This is a genomic window from Mobilicoccus massiliensis (assembly GCF_000826525.2).
GTDB lineage: Bacteria > Actinomycetota > Actinomycetes > Actinomycetales > Dermatophilaceae > Mobilicoccus > Mobilicoccus massiliensis.
The window spans coordinates 20,077-37,872 of the sequence record NZ_LN651328.1; the positions used below are offsets into that span (position 1 = coordinate 20,077).

The following is a 17,796-nucleotide window of genomic DNA, read 5'->3' on the forward strand; positions in this document are numbered from 1 at the left end:
ATGGCGATCACCTGGCGCACGGTCGCGCTGCTCGCGCTCGGTCTCGTGCCGGTGCTCCTCGTGCCGAGCGTCGTCACGGCATGGGCGTGGGTCGCGCTCGTCGTCACCGCCGTGGTCACCGACGTGCTGCTCGCACCACGCCACGCCCGCATCGCGACGACCCGCGGGCCGGTCGCTCCGACGCGGCTCGGCGAGGAGACCGCGACGACGCTCACCGTGCGCAACGACGCCCGCCGCCGGGCCCGCGGCCTCCTGCGGGACGCGTGGCAGCCCTCCGCCGGAGCCACCGGAGAACGCCACCGCCTCGACCTGCCCTCCGAAGCGGCCGCCGAGCTGACGACCATGCTTCGTCCGACGAGGCGCGGGGACCTACGGGCCGACCGGGTGACGATCCGCACGCTCGGCCCCCTCGGGCTCGCCGGCCGCCAGGGATCGCTCACCGTCCCCGGCACCGTGCGGGTGCTGCCCGACTTTCCCTCCCGTCGACACCTGCCCGGTCTGCTCGCCGAGCTGCGACTGCTCGACGGACGCTCGGCGATGCGCACCCGCGGCCAGGGCACCGAGTTCGACTCGCTGCGCGACTACGTGCCCGGCGACGACGTGCGCAGCATCGACTGGCGCGCGACGGCCCGACGAGGCGACCCCGTCGTACGCACGTGGCGCCCCGAGCGCGACCGGCAGATCGTCGTCGTCCTCGACACCTCGCGGACGTCGGCCGGCCGCATCGGCGACGTCCCTCGTCTCGACGCCGCGATGGACGCCGCGCTGCTGCTCACCGCCCTCGCCACTCGTGCCGGTGATCGCGTCGACCTCGTCGCCGGCGACCGCGACGTGCGCGTGGTCTCCCCCGGCGGTCGTGGCGCCGGCCGGGAGGACCGACTGCACCAGGTCGTCGACCTCCTCGCCCCGCTCGACCCCTCGCTGCTCGAGGCCGACTGGCCGCGGCTCGCAGCGACCGTCCTCGGCCTGACCCGCGGCCGCGCCCTCGTCGTGCTCCTCACCACCCTCGACCCCGTCGTCGTCGAGGAGACCCTCCTGCCGGCACTGGACGCGCTCGGAGCCCGGCACCGGGTCGTCGTCGCCTCGGTCCAGGACCCGGGCCTGACGCGCATGGCCGAATTCGACACCGACGTCCCGGCCGGCGACGATTCCGCGCGGTTCGTCTACGAGGCCGCGGCCGCCGAGCAGACCCTCGCGCGGCGCCGGCGCACCGCCGAGGTACTCGCCGGGCTCGGCGTCACCGTGCTCGACCGGCCACCGTCGCAACTGCCCCTCGACCTGTGCCGCACCTACCTCGCACTCAAGGGGCGGGGACGTCTGTGAGACGCTCGCCGACCGCGTGTCAGGCCCGAGTGGGCAGTTCGGCCACGACCGCGTCCCCCTCGACGTCGCCGGTCGCCCCGGCTCGCGCGGCCCGGCGTCCGAGCACGAACACGTAGGCGAAGAACAGCGCCTCGACGACCACACCGATCCCGATGCGTACGCCCGTCGGCCACCCCGACGGCGTGACCCCCGCCTCGATCGACGCCGCGACGAGGAAGAGGGCCACGAGGCCGAGGGCGACGCCGACCGCGATCCGCCCCTCCTCGGCGAGCGCGGCCATGCGCGTGCGCGGGCCCGGCTCGATCCACGACCAGAACAGCCGCAACCCCACGCCGGCGGCGACGAACACGCCCGTGAGCTCGAGCAGCCCGTGCGGGGTGATGTAGGCGAAGAACTGGTCGACCCGCCCGTAGACCGCATGCAGCGCGCCCGCCGCCGCGAGCCCGGCGAGGTTGACGTGGAGCAGCACGAACACCGGCAACCCGAGGACGCCGAGGACGATGAGCCGCGCGCTGATCCACGCGTTGTTGGTGAACACCTGGAGAAAGAAACTCACCGGGTGGTAGTGGCTGTAGTAGTCGACGAAGTCGTGGTCGACGTAGCGCCGGGCCGCCTCGGAGTCGCCCGCCGCGAACAGGGCCTCGGGGTGCGCCGAGAACCACCACCACGCGCCGGCGGTGTAGAGCACAGAGACCACGAGGACCGAGAGCCACCACCACCGCATCCGGTACAGCGCGGCGGGAAACCCGGCCAGGAGGAAGTCGACGACCGCCATGGGTACGGGCCTTCGGTGGCCGCGCGTGTGAGCTCGGCCGCGAGCCCGCGCGACGAGCCACGACAGGTAGGGCACGAGGTAGGGGTCGGGAATCGACGAGCGCACCAGCGACAGGTGCGTCGTCGTGCGCTGGTAGAGGTCGAGGAACTCGTCGGTCTCGGCCGGCGACAGGCGCTGACGTGCGCAGAGCTCCTCCAGTCGCGCCCACGTGTCGCGATGGGCGGCGGTGAAGGCGTCGACGTCCATGCCGACCACTGTAGGGCGGAGGGGAGTGCGCCTCCCCCTACGCTGAGGCCATGCGAACAGCTCAGCGCAGCGACGACGTCACCGGCGAGGCGGTCGTCGTCGCGTTGCCGGTCGCGGGGCCACCGATCCGCATGCTGTCGGGTCTCATCGACGTCGTCGTCATCGTGCTCGTCTCGATCGTGCTGCAGTTCGCGGTCTTTCGGCTGCTGGGGATGTTGGGGAAAACGGGCGCCGGGGCGGACGAGGCGGTCATCGCCGCGATCATCATCGTGTTGCAGGTCGCGGTGTTCGTCGGGCTGCCCGTCGCGTGCGAGCGCCGCTGGGGACGCACCGTCGGCAAGGTCGTGACCGGGCTGCGCACCGTTCGCGACGACGGCGCCCCGGCCGACCTGCGGCGCCTCGTCACCCGCCATCTGGTGGGGGTCGTCGAGGTGTGGGGGTCGATGGGCTCGATCGCCCTCATCGCCCTGCTCGCGAGCTCCCCCACCCGGCGCCTCGGCGACATGGCCGCCGGGACCTACGTCGCTCGGGACCGGTTGCGCCTCGAGTTGCCGCCCGCGCCGCCGATGCCTCCGCCGCTCGAGCCCTGGGCCCGCAGTGCCGACCTCGGCCGGTTGCCCGACGACCTCGCGGCGCTCGTGCGCTCCTCCCTCGCCCAGCGCGCCCAGTTCACCGACGAGGCGAGCCGGCGCCTCGACGCCTCGCTCGCCGACCGGGTGCTCGCGCACGTCTCCCCGCCCCCGCCGGCGGGCACACCACCGCACGAGATCCTCCAGGCCGTGCTCGCCGAACGCCGCCGCCGCGAGGGCGTGCGACTCACCCGGCAGCGGCGACGGCGTGAGCGGCTGTTTCCGGCGCCCGGGGCTGCCGCGAGTGCGTCAGCGCGCCACGGATGACCGGGCGGCGGCGGCCGTGAACGGCATCGCCGCGTACATGCGAGCCCCGATGCCCACCGCGCGCTCGTCGATGACGAGATCGCCGCGGTGCAGGTCGTAGGTCGGGCCACCCGGCGTGCGGGTGCCCAGACGGCCGAGCGCCCCCTCCCGGTTCATGAGCAGCCAGGCGAAGTCCTCCCCACCGAGAGACTGCTCGGTGGGCCGGGCCGCCTGCGCCCCGAGCAGATGCACCGCCGCCGACTCGAGCGCCTCGATGCCCCACCCCGTGTTGACGACCGGCGGGACTCCGGGCACGTGCCGCAACTCGGCCTGCACGCCGTAGGGGGCGACGACCGCCTCGACGAGCTCGGTGAGCAGCGGCCCGATGCCGTGCCACGCGCTCGCGTCGAGCATGCGCAGCGTGCCGGTGACCTCCCCGGACTCCGGGATGACGTTGGGCACCCCACCCGCGTGCACTCCGCCCCAGACGAGCAGGGCGCCCGCGCGCGGATCCATGCGGCGGGAGAGGGCACCGGGCAGATCGGTGACGACCTTGCCCAGGGCGAAGATGAGGTCCTCGGTGAGGAACGGTCGCGACGTGTGACCTCCGTGGCCCGTGAGGCGCACGGTCACCTGATCCCCCGCCGCCGTGATGGGGCCGGTGCGCAGACCGATCTCACCGACGTCACGACGCGGGTCGCAGTGCAGGGCGAAGATGACGTCGAGGTCGTCGACGAGACCGTGGTCGAGGACGACCCGCGCACCGCCGGGCATCGACTCCTCGGCCGGCTGGAAGACGAGCCGTACCGCGATGCCCTGCCGCCGCAGTTCGTCCTCGTGCTCGGCGAGCGCGAGTGCGGCGCCGACGAGCGCGGTGGTGTGCACGTCGTGGCCGCACGCGTGCGCGACGCCGCGACGGCGGGAGGCGAACTCCAGGCCCGTGCGTTCGGTGAGAGGCAGCGCGTCGAGGTCGGCCCGCAGACCGACGCGCAACTCGGGATCGCCGGCGCCGAGATCGACGACCGCCCCCGTCTGGTCGAGCCGCTCGGCGGAGATGCCGGCCGCGGCGAGGCGGTCGAGCACGACCCGGGTGGTGCGCACCTCCTGCCACGAGGGCTCGGGATTGCGATGCAGATCCCGGCGGAAGTCGAGAAGCTCCTCGTCGAGGCCGCCGAGCATCCGACTCATTGAGGAGATCACGCGTTCCAGGTCCACAACTACGCGAGTGTACGGCCACGGCGGTGACACCCGGTATCGAGTGTCACCGCCGTGATGGGTGGTGCAGGTCGTGCCGTGCGCGGCGCGGGATCAGAACGCGTCGACCGGGGTGTAGACGCCCCAGACGTCACGCAGCGCGTTGCTCACCTCGCCGCCCGTGGCGCTGGCCGCAAGCGCGTCCTTCATCGGGTACAGCAGGTTCTCGCGACCCTCCGCGGCCTTGCGCAGGTCGCCCAGCGCCTGCTCGACCTTGGCGTTGTCGCGCGCCGCACGCAGCTTCTCGAGCCGCTCGTGCTGCTCGGCCTCGATGGCCGGGTCGACGCGCAGCGGGACGTACTTCTCGTCCTCGTCGATCTGGTACTTGTTGAGGCCGACGACGATGCGCTCGCCGGTGTCGATCTTGAGCTGCTGGTCGTAGGCCGAACGCTCGATCTCCTGCTTCTGGAAGCCCTGCTCGATGGCGGCCGCCGCGCCGCCCCGGTCGTCGACCGCCTGGATGAGCTCCCAGATCTTGTCCTCGAGGTCGTTGGTGAGCGACTCGACGACGTAGCTGCCGGCGAACGGGTCGACGGTCTTGCACACGTCGGTCTCGTACGCGATGACCTGCTGGGTGCGCAGCGCGAGCCGCGCGGCCTTCTGCGTGGGCAGGGCGATGGCCTCGTCGAAGGAGTTGGTGTGCAGCGACTGGGTGCCGCCGAGCACGGCCGCGAGCCCCTGCAGCGAGACGCGGATGAGGTTGACCTCGGGCTGCTGCGCGGTGAGCTGCACACCGGCGGTCTGGGTGTGGAACCGCAGCATCTGCGACTTGGGGTTCTGCGCGCCGAACTCCTCCTTCATGATGCGCGCCCAGATGCGCCGGGCCGCACGGAACTTCGCGACCTCCTCGAGCAGCGTGGTGCGGGCGACGAAGAAGAACGACAGCCGCGGGGCGAACGTGTCGACGTCGAGGCCCGCGGCCTGCGCCGCCTTGACGTACTCCTTGGCGTTGGCGAGCGTGAATGCGACCTCCTGCGCGGGCGTCGCGCCGGCCTCGGCCATGTGGTAGCCGGAGATCGAGATCGTGTTCCAGCGCGGCATCTCCTTGGAGCAGTACGCGAAGATGTCGCTGATGAGCCGCAGGGACTCCTTGGGCGGGTAGATGTACGTGCCGCGGGCGATGTACTCCTTGAGCACGTCGTTCTGGATGGTGCCGGCGAGCCGCGTGGAGTCGACGCCCTGCTCGGCCGCGACGAGCTGGTACATGAGCAGCAGCGTGGAGGCGGGGGCGTTGATCGTCATCGACGTCGAGATGTCGCCGAGCGGCAGGCCGTCGAAGAGCACCCGCATGTCGTCGATCGAGTCGATCGCCACACCGACCTTGCCGACCTCACCCGAGGCCAGCGGGGCGTCGGAGTCGTACCCCATCTGCGTGGGGAGGTCGAAGGCGACCGAGAGCCCGCCGGTGCCCGCGGCGACGAGCTGCTTGTACCGCTCGTTGGACTCCTTGGCCGTGCCGAAGCCGGCGTACTGACGCATGGTCCACGGACGACCCGTGTACATCGTCGGGTAGACGCCTCGTGTGAACGGATACTTGCCGGGCTCACCGAGGCGAGCCTGGGGGTCGAAGCCGTCGAGGTCGGCGGCCGAATAGACCGACCGCATCTCCAGATCGGACTCAGTACGTGCCGTTGATTCACCCATGACGTTCAGGGTAGAGGCGCGGGGGCGTTCGCGGGGAGGTGCGAGGCACGCGAGGACCTAGGTCCCCGGGGGTCACGTGAGGTCGGTACGGCCCTCGGCCTTGAGGTGGTCGACGATCTGTTTGACGTGCTGCGCACGCCCTCGTGTGGTGACCAGCAGGGCGTCGGGAGTGTCGACGACGACGACGTCGTCCATGCCGATCACCGAGATGACGCGCTCGCTGCGCGAGGCGACGACCCCGCTGGAATCGACGGTGACGACGTCGGCGGGCCCGACGGTGTGGAGCGCGTCGTCCTTGACCTCCCCGCCCGCGGCGGCCGCGGTCGCGAGCAGGCCCGCGAGGGAGTGGAAGTCGCCGATGTCGTCCCACGGCACGTCGCACCGCACGACCGCGACGCGCCCGGCGGCGGCGGCCGGCTCGGCCACCGCGTGGTCGATCGCGATGCGCTCGAGGGCGTCCCACTCGGTCTCGAGCAGCGCGGGGTCGGCCGCGATGCGGCGCAACGCGGCGGCGAGCTCGGGGTGCCACGTGGCGAGCAGGTCGAGCAGAACTCCGGCCTTGACGACGAACATGCCGGCGTTCCACCGGAACTCGCCGGTGTCGAGGTAACGCTGAGCGGTGGCCGCGTCGGGCTTCTCCACGAACTCGACGACGGCGCGAGCGTGCGGGGCGCCCTCGACCGCGAGCGCGTCACCCTCCCGGATGTAGCCGAATCCCGTTGCCGCATAGGTGGGCTCGATGCCCAACGTGACGAGGTAGTCGTGCCGGGCCACGGCGACGGCCTCGGTGACGAGGGCCCGGAAGCGCTCCTCGTCGCCGATGACGTGGTCGGCGGCGAACGAGCCGATCACGGCCTGCGGGTCCAGGCGCTCGACGACCGCCGCCGCCCAGCCGATCGCCGCCATCGAGTCACGGGGCGACGGTTCGGTGAGCAGCCGGTCCGCGGACACCTGGGGCACCTGCTCGGAGACGGCCTCGGCGTGGCGGCGGCCGGTGACGACGATGAGTCGATCCTCGACGAGCGGCTCGAGCCGGTCCACGGTCGACTGGATGAGGGTGCGGCCCGATCCGAGCAGGTCGTGCAGGAACTTGGGCGAGCCCGCCCGCGAGAGCGGCCACAGGCGCGTCCCGGCTCCCCCCGCCGGGATGACGCACCAGAAGTCCTCCGGAGTGTTCGTCATGTGGTCACGGTAATCGACCGAACGAGACGCCACGCCCCCCCGATGTGGACGACCGCCCCGGACACTCGCCCTGGAGCCCGTCCTCGCACCGACATGTCGGCGACCTTCACCTCGAGACCGGCGATGTCGCGTATCGTCTCCTGAATCGCGGTTCTGAATCGCGGCTCCACCGTCGCCGTGCGTGACGGCCCCCGCAGGAGAACGGGATCCGACGGGAGTGAACATCAGGCGGACGGCATCGGAGCACCCGGTGGCGCGATCCACGTACCGGTCGCCTCGCGGTCACCCGCCACACCCGCTCGCGTCGTCGCCCGGTCACCGCTTGTCGAGACGCTGACCTGGTGCGTATCGCGATCGTCACGGAGTCGTTCCTGCCCTCCCTCAACGGCGTGACCACGAGCGTGTGCCGGGTGTTGGACTGCCTGCGCGTCCGCGGTCACGAGGCCGTCGTCATCGCTCCCTCCCCCGCGCCGCGCGAGTACCACGGGTTTCCGGTACGCGGCGTGACGAGCGTGCCGGTGCGCCAGTTCCAGGTGGGGTTGCCGGCTCCGGCGATCGAGGCGATCCTCGCCGACTTCGCACCCGATGTCGCCCACGTCGCCTCGCCGTTCTTCCTCGGCGCCCGTGGCCTCGTCGCGGCCCGCAACCTCGGCATCCCCTCGGTCGCCCTTTACCAGACCGACATGGCGGCCTACGTCTCGCAGCTCGGCGGCGCCGCCGGCAAGGCCGCGGCCCGCGCGACATGGCGGTACCTGCGCTGGGTGCACTCGCTCGCCGACCTCAACCTCGCCCCGTCCTCCGCCGCCCTCACCGACCTGCGCCGCAACGGCGTCACGCGCACCGGGCTCTGGGGCCGCGGGGTCGACACGGCGCTGTTCCACCCGGGCTGGCGCGACGACGCCGGCTGCCGGGCACTGCGACGCACGCTGGCGCCCAAGGGCGAGACGATCGTCGGCTACGTCGGCCGCCTCGCTCCCGAGAAGGAGGTCGAGCGCCTGCAGCCCCTGCTCGGCCTGCCGGGCGTCAAGGTCGCCGTCACCGGAGACGGACCGTCTCGCGCCGCGCTGCAGGCCCTCATGCCGGAGGCGACGTTCCTCGGCCGTCGGGAGGGCGACGACCTTGCTCGCGCCTACGCGGCCTGCGACGTGTTCGTCCACACCGGCACCCATGAGACCTTCGGTCAGACCCTCCAGGAGGGCGCGGCCACCGGCCTGCCGGTCGTCGCCCCGCGGCGCGGCGGCCCGATCGACCTCGTCGACCACGGCCGGACCGGCCTGCTCTTCGACCCGGACGACCCCGAGGACCTCGTGCGGTGCGTGCGGCGACTCGCGGTCGACGACGACGCGTGGGAGCGTCGCGCGCTCATGGGCGAGGCGGCGTTCACTCGCGTGCAGGGCCGCTCGTGGCAGCGCCTCGTCGACGACCTCATCGGGCACTACTCCGCCCTCTCGAGCCTCGGCGCCGCGGCCTGACGAGCCGGACGGGAAACCGGCCACCGGCGTCGGTGTCCCGGGCGGTCTCCGGCTGCCCGCCACACCATCGCCGACACCCGCTCGAACAGGCCCTTTCACCTGAAGAGAACGCTCGAACAGGCCCTTCCACCCGAAGGGATCGCTCGGACAGGTGCTTTCACCCAATGGATTCGCTCGGACAGGCCCTTCCACCCGAAGGGATCGCTCGGACAGGCCCTTTCACCCGCAGGGACCGCTCGAACAGGCGCTTTCACCCACAGGATTCGCTCGGACAGGCCCTTCCACCCGAAGGGATCGCTCGGACAGGCGCTTTCACCCCGCGAAGCCGGGTGAAAGGGCCTGTCCGAGCGATTTTCGGGGGCCGACCTGGGCGCACGTCCCGATGAACCGACGCCCCGAATCTCGTTGACACCACTGCTGACCAGCGGAGATCCGGTACTCTCGATCGAGGGGGCATCACGATCGACCGGGGAGGAACCTGTGACCTTGCGCCATCACGGCGCCGCGGCAGCGCTCGCGTGCGTCCTCGTCGCGGGCACATCTGCGGTCGGCCCGGCCCACGCGGTGACGACCCCGCCGCCGCTGCCGGTGACGACCGCTCCCGCGACGACGCCCGGCGGTGACACGCCTCCCCCCACCCCGGCACCGACGTCGACGGTCGGCGGGCCGGGACTCCTCCGCCCCGGAGTGCTGCACAGCCTTCCCGCCGGCGTACCCAAGCCTCCGGAGCTCAAGGCGAACGCCTACGTCGTGGCCGACCTGCGCGACGGGCGCATCATCCTCGCCAAGAACGCCCACGTGCAGAGCCGCCCTGCGAGCACACTCAAGACGCTCACCGCACTCACGCTCGCGCCCAAGCTGCCGCCGCGCCAGATCGTCACGGCCACCGCCGAGGACGCGAACATCGAGGGCACCAAGGTCGGCCTCGTCGCGGGCGAGGGCTACACCGTCAGGGAACTGCTCATGGGGCTGCTGCTCAGCTCGGGCAACGACGCCGCCAACGCCCTCGCGCGCGCCAACGGCGGCATGCCGGCCACCGCCCGCGAGATGACCGAACGCGCGCACCGGATCGGCGCCCTCGACACCTTCGCCAAGAACTCCAGCGGGCTCGACGCCACCGGGCAGCTCACCTCCGCCTACGACCTCGCCCTGCTCGGCAAGGTCGCCGTCGACGACCCCCTCGTCTCGCCCTACCTCACGGTCAAGACCGCCGAGATCGCGGGCAAGCGCACCGCCGGCAAGGGCAGCCGGCGCGAGCGCTACCAGATCTCCAGCCACAACCGGCTGCTCTGGAACTACGACGGCATGATCGGCGTCAAGAACGGCTTCACCAAAGCGGCGGGCCAGACGTACATCGGGGCCGCGAAGCGCGGCGACCAGAGTTTCGTCATCACCTACCTCGGCGGCACGAACGTCGGCTGGCGCGACACCGCCGCCGTGCTCGACTGGGCCTTCGCCAACGGCCCCAAGGCGCGCCCGGTCGGCGAACTCGTCGACCCCGCGACCTTCGACGAGAACAAGACCCCGCCGGTGGAGCCCGTCGAACCCGCCGCCACCGGCGGGCCCCAAACCCACCGCCGCCGCGAGTGCCCTCGGACGAGAACAAGCCCCCGCCGGTGGAGCCCGTCGAACCCGCCGCCACCGGCGGGCCCGAATCCACCGCTGCCGCGAGTGCCCTCGGGCTCTCCCCGGCCGGCGGGCGAGGCCTGCTCGCCCTGCTCGGGGGCGGCGCGGCCCTTCTCGCCGGAGCCGCCGTCACCATCCGCCACCGGATGCGCCGCCGACGCCCCTGACCCGCCGCCTCACCGCCGAGACAGCCGCCGTTTCCGGCACGAGCGCACACCCCCTTCTACGACCAAGCCCTCGCCGGCCGGAAACCGCGGCTGTCTCGGCGGAATCAGTCGGCGAGGTGGAACTCGGCCGCGCGTTGCCACTCTCCGCGATCCACGAAGAGGACGAAGCGGTCGACCGTGAAGCGTTCGTCGACCGAGCCCATCGCCGCGAGGGCGCGATCGAGCCCCGCCTGCGGCACGTCGTGCGCGAGGGTGACGTGCGGATGGTAGGGGTAGCGCAGTTCGCCCTCGAGCGGGCCGGTGCGCAGCGCGTCCTGCAACCGATCGCAGTCGTCGGCGCCGTCGAGCACCTTCAGATAGGAGACGTCGGTGACGGGCTGGAAGCTGTCGGTGCCGCACAGGCGCAGCTCGAACGGCGCGTTCTTCGCGGCCACCGCCTCGAGATGGTCCATGACGGCCGGTAGCACCGATTCCGGCAGCGGCGTCGGCGGTACCAACGTGACGTGCGCGGGGATCTCGGCCCCCTCGGGGTCGGCGACGGACTCCCGCAGCGCGCGGACCCGGCCCGCGAGCGGCTCCGGCACGAGGATGAGGATGCCGACGCACACCTCGGTGCCGACGGGTGCGGAGGTCTCCGCGTTCGACATGGCGCGGCCTCAGCGTCGCCGGAGCAGACCGACCCGGTCGTACACGCGCTCCAGGGTCGCGGCCGCGATCGGCCGCACCCGCTCCGCGCCGTCGGCGAGGATGCGATCGAGCTCGGCCGGGTCGTCGAGCAACTCGGTGGCGCGCTCGCGGATCGGACCGAGCACCCCGACGACGACCTCGGCGAGATCCTTCTTGAGGTCGCCGTAGCCCGACCCCTCGTAGTCGCGTTCGAGCTGGTCGATCGAGCGTCCGTCGAGGGCGCTGTAGATGCGCAGGAGGTTGGAGACGCCCGGCTTCTCGACCTCGTCGTAGCGCACCTCGCGGCCCGGATCGGTGACCGCCGAGCGAATGCGTTTGCTCGTCACCTTGAGGTCGGCCAGCAGATCGATCGAACCGGCCGGGGCCGTCTTGCTCATCTTCGCCGTCGGGTTCTGCAGGTCCTGGATCTTGGCCGTGGCGGCGAGGATGTGCGGCTCGGGCACGACGAACGTCTCGCCGTACCGGGCGTTGAAGCGCTGCGCGAGGTTGCGCGACAGCTCGAGATGCTGACGCTGGTCCTCGCCCACCGGCACACGCGCCGCATCGTAAAGCAGGATGTCGGCGGCCATGAGGATCGGATAGGTGAACAGCCCGACGTTCGTGCCCTCGGAGCCGCGCTTGGTCGACTTGTCCTTGAACTGCGTCATACGGCTCGCCTCACCGAACCCCGTGATACACGAGAGCACCCACGTGAGCTCGGCGTGCTCGGGCACGTGGCTCTGCACGAACACCGCGGACCGGGCCGGGTCGACCCCGGCGGCGAGGTACTGCGCGGCCGTGGCCCGCGTGCGCGAGCGCAGCACCTGCGGGTCGACGTCGACGGTGAGGGCGTGCAGGTCGACGACGCTGTAGATCGCCTCGAACTCGTCCTGCATCGACACCCAGTTGACCAGCGCGCCAAGGTAATTGCCGATGTGGAGCGAATCCTGGGTCGGCTGCATGCCGGAGAACAGACGCGGACGCGTCGAGGCGGGAGTGCTGGTCATGGTCGCCATTGTGGCAGGACGGCCAGGTGGTCGCGGCACGTGGTCAGGATCGCGATGCGGCGGGTGAGACCGCTGCTTCGCCCCGGCGGGTGGGGGTCCCGGCGAGGTCGACGTCGATCGTCGCGCCGTCGGCATCGATGCGGCCCACACGCACGCGCACACCGCCGGAGGCCGAGACGAAGGTCTGTCCGGCACTCAGGTCGCGGTCGTAGCGCCAGCCTCCCGGCGAGGTGTCGAGAACGAGGCTGCCGCCCTCGGGGTTCTCGCGCAGGATGCGCACCCCCGTCGAGACCCGCCACTCCCCCGTCGCGATGGGGTGGTCGCGACCGGTGGCCGCGCGGTACTCGACGTAGTACACCGGCTCGCCGGGTGCGGTGATCTTCGCGACCCGCACACCCGACCCCACCCGCGCGAGGGGCTGCAGCCGCAGTCCGCTCGTCGTGACGTCCACGGTGCGGATCGCTGCCGGGTCCGCACCGAGCCGGTCGATGCCCACGGCGCCGAGGCTGCCGTCACCGAACCCCTCGCCGGAATACCCCATGACGTCGTACAGGTCGTCGTAGTCGCGCACGAGGCACTCCTCCTGCCAGGCACGCCCGGCGAACCGGCCGTCCTGCGCGCCGTCGCACTCGAGGGCCGCCGCGTGCCCGAGGCCGAGGTTGTGCCCGAGCTCGTGGGCCAGAAGCTGGGGGTGCAGGGCGGTGACATAGGTCGAACCACCGCTCTCACCCGTGCCGACCGAACCGAAGCCGTAGTCGCAACCGCTGCCGTCCTCCCCGGCCGAGCGAGGGGCGACGACGACGAGGTGGGTGCGAGTTCGCGCCGCCTCGGGAGCGGCCTTCAGCGCGTCGGCCCACAGCGCGGCAACGTCCTCGCAGCCGTGCGGAGAGTCGGTCCAGTCCGAGATCGAGACGAGCCGGAACGAGATCGCGCCCCGGGTCTGCTCGGACCAGTACGCCGAGGCACCCCGTACCGCGGCCCGGACGGCTGCCGGGGTCATCGTCGGATCCGGGGCGTGCCCCGCAGGCGCGAGCCGGACGACACGGACGTCCCGAGGTGCCCCCGTCGGGGCCTGCGGCCTCGCGGTCGCCGCCGCGCCGACACCCGTGGCACCCCCTCCTGCCACCGCAGCGCGTCCGTGATCCCGCGATCCCACCGCCGTGACGACGCCGAGCACCCCGCCCTCGCGGATCGCGTCACGTGCACCGATCTCGACGACCCCGATGACGGCGACGACGGCGAGAACGGCGAGAACGGCGAGGACGATGAGTGCACCGGCCCGCCGGACGCCACGGAGCCCGGGGAGATCGCGCCGTGCCACGAGCACTCCTGACGGCCGCCGGGCGGCGATCCCGTGGCGGGGCGCCGGCCCACGCACTCGCCGCAGGCCCTCTCCTATCGGCCTAACATGTTGCCCCTGTAGGCGATTCGTTTACCAGTTCCAGTGGATGCCGACGTCTGCCGGGCCGAAGTCTTGAAAGTGCAGATCGAGCGACGGGCCGGGGAGGACGAGGGGCGCGCGGGTCGTCGTGTGACCGACGTCGACGACGGACTCGGCCCCGAGCGGCAGGCGATCGGGGTGGAACGCGATCGCGACGTGGAGCAGACGGACCTCGCTGGTGACACAGCGCCCCCAGTGGACCATGGGTTCGAGGTCGCCCAGCAGGACGAGCGAGATCTCGGTCATCCAGGACTCCCCGGCCTCCAGCGGGCGGGGCAGCACGACCTCGGCCACGACGCAGCGATCGTTGCGGACGGAACGCTCCACGACGCAGTTGCCACGCGCCTCGATGCGGGCCTCCTCGGCCTCGTCCCCCTCGATCCAGTACGCGACCGGATACCGCTGGAACCCCGCGGCCTGCGCCGTCATCACCTGCCGCACCTGGTGCGAGACCGGGCGGCCGGCGGCGTCGAGCACGATCCGGTCGTGCACGCTCGACCGCAGGGCGTCGCCGAGCCACGACAGTCCGAGGCTCGCCGCGAGGTCGTCGATGCCCGGGTGTTCGACCTCCTGGGTGTCGCGCCGTCTCTCGAGCGTGCCGCTGAGTGCGCCCACCGGCAGCTTGAGGACCTCCTCGAGGGTGGCGAGGGCGTCGAGGGATCGCGCTCGGGTGGGCAACGAATGCCCGCGGCGCCAGTAGCTCAGGGTGGCGATCGACAGGTCGTGCCCGCGGCGCCGCAGCCGGTGCCGGACGGCGCCGAGCGACAGTCCGCGCCTGTCGACGGCCGCGTCGAGCACCTCGGCGAAGGAGGCTCCGGGTCCGGTCATCCGCCACTCACCACGCCCACTCGAGCCCGAAGACCCCCGGTTCGGAGTCGACGACGTGCGCCTGGACGACCGGCCCCACGACGAGAGGAGCCTCGGTACGCCTTCCACCGACGGCGCGGAACGAGATCGCCGTCGCGGGAAGAACCTTCGGATCGAAGCGCACCTCGACGACGAGCTCGCGGCAGGAGGTGGGCAGGCGTGCCCACACGTGGTCACGCTCGGTGTCGTCGCCCATACAGGCGGCGCGGTACTCCACGAGAATCGTCTCCCCCGCCGACAACGGTCGGTCGAGCAGCATCTCGACGGCGATGCCGGTGTGCTCGCGGTATTCGCGGACGCGGCCGAGGCGACACCGGGAGACGGGGGTGAGCACAGGCAGCGCCGAGGGGTGCGCCGACTCCAGCCACACCGGAAAACGATCGAGGCCGTCCTCGAGCGCCAGCAACAGGACCCGGGCGTCCCGGCCGACCTCGCGCCGATTGGCATCGATCCGGATGCGGTCGTGCACACTCACCCTCGAGACGCCCTCGACGTCGAGCCCCATCTGCCGGAACGCGAGATCGATGTACTCGGGCCCGTCACCACGGTGGGCGGGCAGGACACCTCGGGTGTAGAGAGTGTCCTCCTGCCGCCGTGGCGAGGGCGGCAGCCGGCTCGCGAGAAACCCGCGAGGCAGTGCGAGGCACTCCTCGAGGGGACCGATGGCGGCCAGTGACGTCGCCCGCTCGGGCCGGCTGCGCCCGGACTGCCAGTAGCTGAGGGCGGCCACACTGATCGTGATGCCCTGGCCGGCGAGGGCTCGACGCACCCGATCCAGGCTCATGCGGCGGGCGGCGATCGCCTGTCGCAACGCCACGGCGAAGTCGTCGGCGGGGTCGCCGTCCATGGTCGTACCCTCCTGCGACGGCCGTTTGGGCCGTCTGTCTTTCACGCGCCGCTGAGCGAACGGCACCTCCGCCGCCGCGGCCCCGATCAGGGCCGGCCCGGTTGAGCTCCGATTCTGCCCGATGGGCGCGGTGGGCACGCCGAGAACGCCCGGTTCGCGCCCGGCCACTCGGCCGCATCAGGACAGGGGGTCGCGATCTCCTCCCGGCGCATCGTCCGGCAGTGGCGCATCGTCGGGTCGTGGCGCATCGTCGGGTCGTGGCGCATCTCCGTCGACTCGAAGGCCCCCCTCCTCGCCGGCCTGCCCCGGCCCCCACGACCACCGCACCTCGGCGACCCCCGGCCCGAAGTCGACGAGATGCACGTCGATCGAGGCACCGGTCATCACCTGCGGGACCTCGCGGACCACGCCCTTCACCTCGGTACTGAGCACGGCCTCGACCGGCACGTGGTCGGGGTCGAAACGCAGACTCAGGTGCAGGTCACGCAACCGGCGGCCCGTGTGCCGCCCCCACCGGGTCATGGATTCGGTCGATCCGCCGATCGTGACGAGATACTCCGACATGCCGGTGTCGCCCGTATCCAACGCGCGCGGCAGGAGCACTTCGGCGAGCACGACGGTGTCCTCCCGCACCTCCCGGCCGATCGCGCAGTTCGCCCTCGCGTCGTAGGTGACCACGGCCGTCGGATCGTCCTGGTGGAACGCGATCGGGAACCGGTCGACCCCGTCCCGGACGGCGCGGAAGGTCTCGCGCACCCGGTGACGCATCGGGCAGCCGCGGTCGTCGAAGACGAGCGCGTGGTGGACGCTGGTGCGCCGCAGGCCGTCGTCCCAGCTCAGCCCGAGACGCTCCGCCAGCTCGTTGACCACGGCTCCGTGCCCGGGCTGGTCGGGGTCTCGCAGCTCCTCGATCGGCGTCGTCAACGTACCGGGCGTCACCTCGAGGATCTGCTCCAGTGCCTCGATGACCGCGAACGAGGCCGACCGCGTGGGGTTGGACAGACCGCGACGCCAGTAACTGAGCGCTGCCGGCGACAGGTCGTGTCCCCGCCGACGCAAGTGCCACCGGATGCGCTCGAGCGTCAGCCCGCGGCGGTCGATGGCCTCGCTGAGGATCTCGTGGAAGGGGCGGGGGTCGTTCACGGGTCACTGCCTCCTGCGACAGAGCTGGCCGGCCGGGGTCCGACCGTCTGCCGAGTCTCACATCCCGGATGACCCACACCCGTCGCTCCACTGGCCGGGGCGACGAGGGCGACCGCGCGAACCACCGCCCGAACCGTCGTGCTCACCACTGCCACGTGAGCCCGTACTCGCCCGGGGCGCCGTCGACGAACAGGGCCTGCACGGTCGGCTGCACCTCGAGGGGGCGGTCCTCGCGGCGTCCGCCGAGGACGGTCGACGACCACACCCTGGCCGGCAGGTCGTCCGGCGGGAACTCCACCTCGAGAAAGATCTCCCGGAACGGCGTATGGACCATCCGCCACACGGCGTCGCGCGGGGTCTGCGGGCCGGCGTGGGTCTGGCGGTGCTCGGTGAGGATCGTCTCGCCCTCACGCAGCGGTCGATCGAGCAGCATCTCCACCATGCGCCCACCGAACTCCGCGGAGACCACGACCCGGCCGACCCGGCAGTTCTCCACGGCCGTGACCTCGGGCATGCTCTCGAGATCCTCGGACTCGACCCAAACTGGGTAGCTGTCGACGCCGCCGCGCGTGGCGATCATGAGGAGGCGCACCTCGTGATCGGCCTCGCAGCGATCGGCGCCGATGCGGAACCGGTCGTGGATCGTGGAGCGGACGGCGCTCTGATAGTCGAGGCCGAGCAGGGCGGCCGCTTCGACGACGTGCCGGCGCGGAGCGAACGCGCCGTTCATCCCGCCGTCGAGCAGTTCGAGACCGGGAGCGGCGACGGCCGCCGCACCCGTCGCGGCGATATCCGAGGGGCGCACGCGCACGCGGCTGCCGAGGTGGCCGCGCGCAAGGCCGAGGCACTCCTCGAGCGTGCCGATGGCGGCGAGTGAGGAGTCGCGTTCGGGCACGGAACGGCCCGATTGCCAGTAGCTCAACGTCGCCGTGCTCACGCGGACACCGCGCTCCCCCAGTGCCTGACGCAACTGCTGAAGGCTGAGCCCCCTGGTGGCAATCGCCGAGCGCAGAGCGGTGGCGAAGTCCTCGTCGTTCGTCGTCATCCTGACCTTCGGTCCTCGAGTCCCGCCGGTCGTGAAATCCCGATAGTGCCGGAATCACACGTGTGGAACACCCGGCGATGACCGTGCTCGACGCCCACCCTTCACTTATCGTCCATACTGTTATCGACTGTACCGGTCGCACGAAAATCGTGCCGTTCCAATCGAATCGGTGCGAGCTCCGGGCGTACGAACGGCCCACCGAGGGTGCTCGATGGG

At 71.9% G+C, this 17,796-nt stretch carries 15 protein-coding genes; 4 read left to right on the forward strand and 11 right to left on the reverse strand.

The window, feature by feature from the left end; translation table 11 throughout:
* On the forward strand, nt 1–1,323 hold the full coding sequence (locus BN1197_RS06160; protein ID WP_040157361.1) for a DUF58 domain-containing protein: 1,323 nt from the start codon (nt 1–3) through the stop codon (nt 1,321–1,323).
* Nucleotides 1,324–1,342: 19 nt separating this feature from the next.
* Here BN1197_RS06160 and BN1197_RS06165 read toward each other — a convergent pair whose 3' ends face one another.
* Nucleotides 1,343–2,344 (reverse strand): stage II sporulation protein M, encoded by a 1,002-nt coding sequence (locus BN1197_RS06165; protein ID WP_040157364.1) that lies wholly within the window; start codon nt 2,342–2,344, stop codon nt 1,343–1,345.
* Between the two features lie 50 nt (nt 2,345–2,394).
* On the opposite strand from BN1197_RS06165, the gene BN1197_RS06170 reads away from it, so the two are divergent.
* The gene (locus BN1197_RS06170; RefSeq protein ID WP_052466108.1) at nt 2,395–3,240 is read left to right on the forward strand and encodes an RDD family protein; all 846 of its coding nucleotides are present in this window, start codon (nt 2,395–2,397) and stop codon (nt 3,238–3,240) included.
* Here BN1197_RS06170 and BN1197_RS06175 read toward each other — a convergent pair.
* The 3 genes from BN1197_RS06175 to BN1197_RS06185 form a co-directional block, all read right to left on the reverse strand.
* Nucleotides 3,223–4,407: an amidohydrolase gene (locus BN1197_RS06175; protein WP_040157367.1), complete on the reverse strand. Its 1,185-nt coding sequence runs from the start codon at nt 4,405–4,407 to the stop codon at nt 3,223–3,225. The two genes, BN1197_RS06170 and BN1197_RS06175, sit on opposite strands and share 18 nt — an antisense overlap.
* A gap of 120 nt (nt 4,408–4,527) precedes the next feature.
* Nucleotides 4,528–6,117, reverse strand: a complete 1,590-nt coding sequence (locus BN1197_RS06180) for an acyl-CoA mutase large subunit family protein (protein WP_040157370.1) — start codon at nt 6,115–6,117, stop codon at nt 4,528–4,530.
* A 72-nt stretch (nt 6,118–6,189) separates the two neighbouring features.
* Complete coding sequence (locus BN1197_RS06185; RefSeq protein ID WP_040157372.1) at nt 6,190–7,299, reverse strand: mannose-1-phosphate guanylyltransferase; 1,110 nt, start codon at nt 7,297–7,299, stop codon at nt 6,190–6,192.
* Between the two features lie 341 nt (nt 7,300–7,640).
* On the opposite strand from BN1197_RS06185, the gene BN1197_RS06190 reads away from it, so the two are divergent.
* Complete coding sequence (locus BN1197_RS06190; RefSeq protein ID WP_040157373.1) at nt 7,641–8,771, forward strand: glycosyltransferase family 4 protein; 1,131 nt, start codon at nt 7,641–7,643, stop codon at nt 8,769–8,771.
* Nucleotides 8,772–9,251: 480 nt separating this feature from the next.
* Nucleotides 9,252–10,745, forward strand: a complete 1,494-nt coding sequence (locus BN1197_RS06195; RefSeq protein ID WP_052466109.1) for a D-alanyl-D-alanine carboxypeptidase family protein — start codon at nt 9,252–9,254, stop codon at nt 10,743–10,745.
* Here the strand turns inward: BN1197_RS06195 and BN1197_RS06200 are convergent.
* The 7 genes from BN1197_RS06200 to BN1197_RS06230 all read right to left on the reverse strand — a co-directional run bounded on the left by BN1197_RS06200 (nt 10,669) and on the right by BN1197_RS06230 (nt 17,580).
* Nucleotides 10,669–11,211 (reverse strand): 2'-5' RNA ligase family protein, encoded by a 543-nt coding sequence (locus tag BN1197_RS06200; protein ID WP_040157374.1) that lies wholly within the window; start codon nt 11,209–11,211, stop codon nt 10,669–10,671. The two genes, BN1197_RS06195 and BN1197_RS06200, sit on opposite strands and share 77 nt — an antisense overlap.
* Before the next feature lie 9 nt (nt 11,212–11,220).
* On the reverse strand, nt 11,221–12,246 hold the full coding sequence (trpS, locus tag BN1197_RS06205) for a tryptophan--tRNA ligase (protein ID WP_082043686.1): 1,026 nt from the start codon (nt 12,244–12,246) through the stop codon (nt 11,221–11,223).
* 34 nt (nt 12,247–12,280) lie between these two features.
* The gene (locus BN1197_RS06210; protein ID WP_040157377.1) at nt 12,281–13,558 is read right to left on the reverse strand and encodes a zinc-dependent metalloprotease family protein; all 1,278 of its coding nucleotides are present in this window, start codon (nt 13,556–13,558) and stop codon (nt 12,281–12,283) included.
* A 111-nt stretch (nt 13,559–13,669) separates the two neighbouring features.
* Nucleotides 13,670–14,506 (reverse strand): hypothetical protein, encoded by an 837-nt coding sequence (locus BN1197_RS06215; RefSeq protein ID WP_052466110.1) that lies wholly within the window; start codon nt 14,504–14,506, stop codon nt 13,670–13,672.
* 7 nt (nt 14,507–14,513) lie between these two features.
* Nucleotides 14,514–15,392 carry a hypothetical protein gene (locus BN1197_RS06220; RefSeq protein ID WP_052466111.1) on the reverse strand — a complete coding sequence of 293 codons (879 nt, stop codon included), beginning with the start codon at nt 15,390–15,392 and terminating at the stop codon, nt 14,514–14,516.
* Between the two features lie 177 nt (nt 15,393–15,569).
* On the reverse strand, nt 15,570–16,535 hold the full coding sequence (locus BN1197_RS06225; protein ID WP_040157379.1) for a hypothetical protein: 966 nt from the start codon (nt 16,533–16,535) through the stop codon (nt 15,570–15,572).
* Nucleotides 16,536–16,677: 142 nt separating this feature from the next.
* Nucleotides 16,678–17,580 carry a hypothetical protein gene (locus tag BN1197_RS06230; protein ID WP_040157382.1) on the reverse strand — a complete coding sequence of 301 codons (903 nt, stop codon included), beginning with the start codon at nt 17,578–17,580 and terminating at the stop codon, nt 16,678–16,680.
* Nucleotides 17,581–17,796 lie beyond the last annotated feature (216 nt).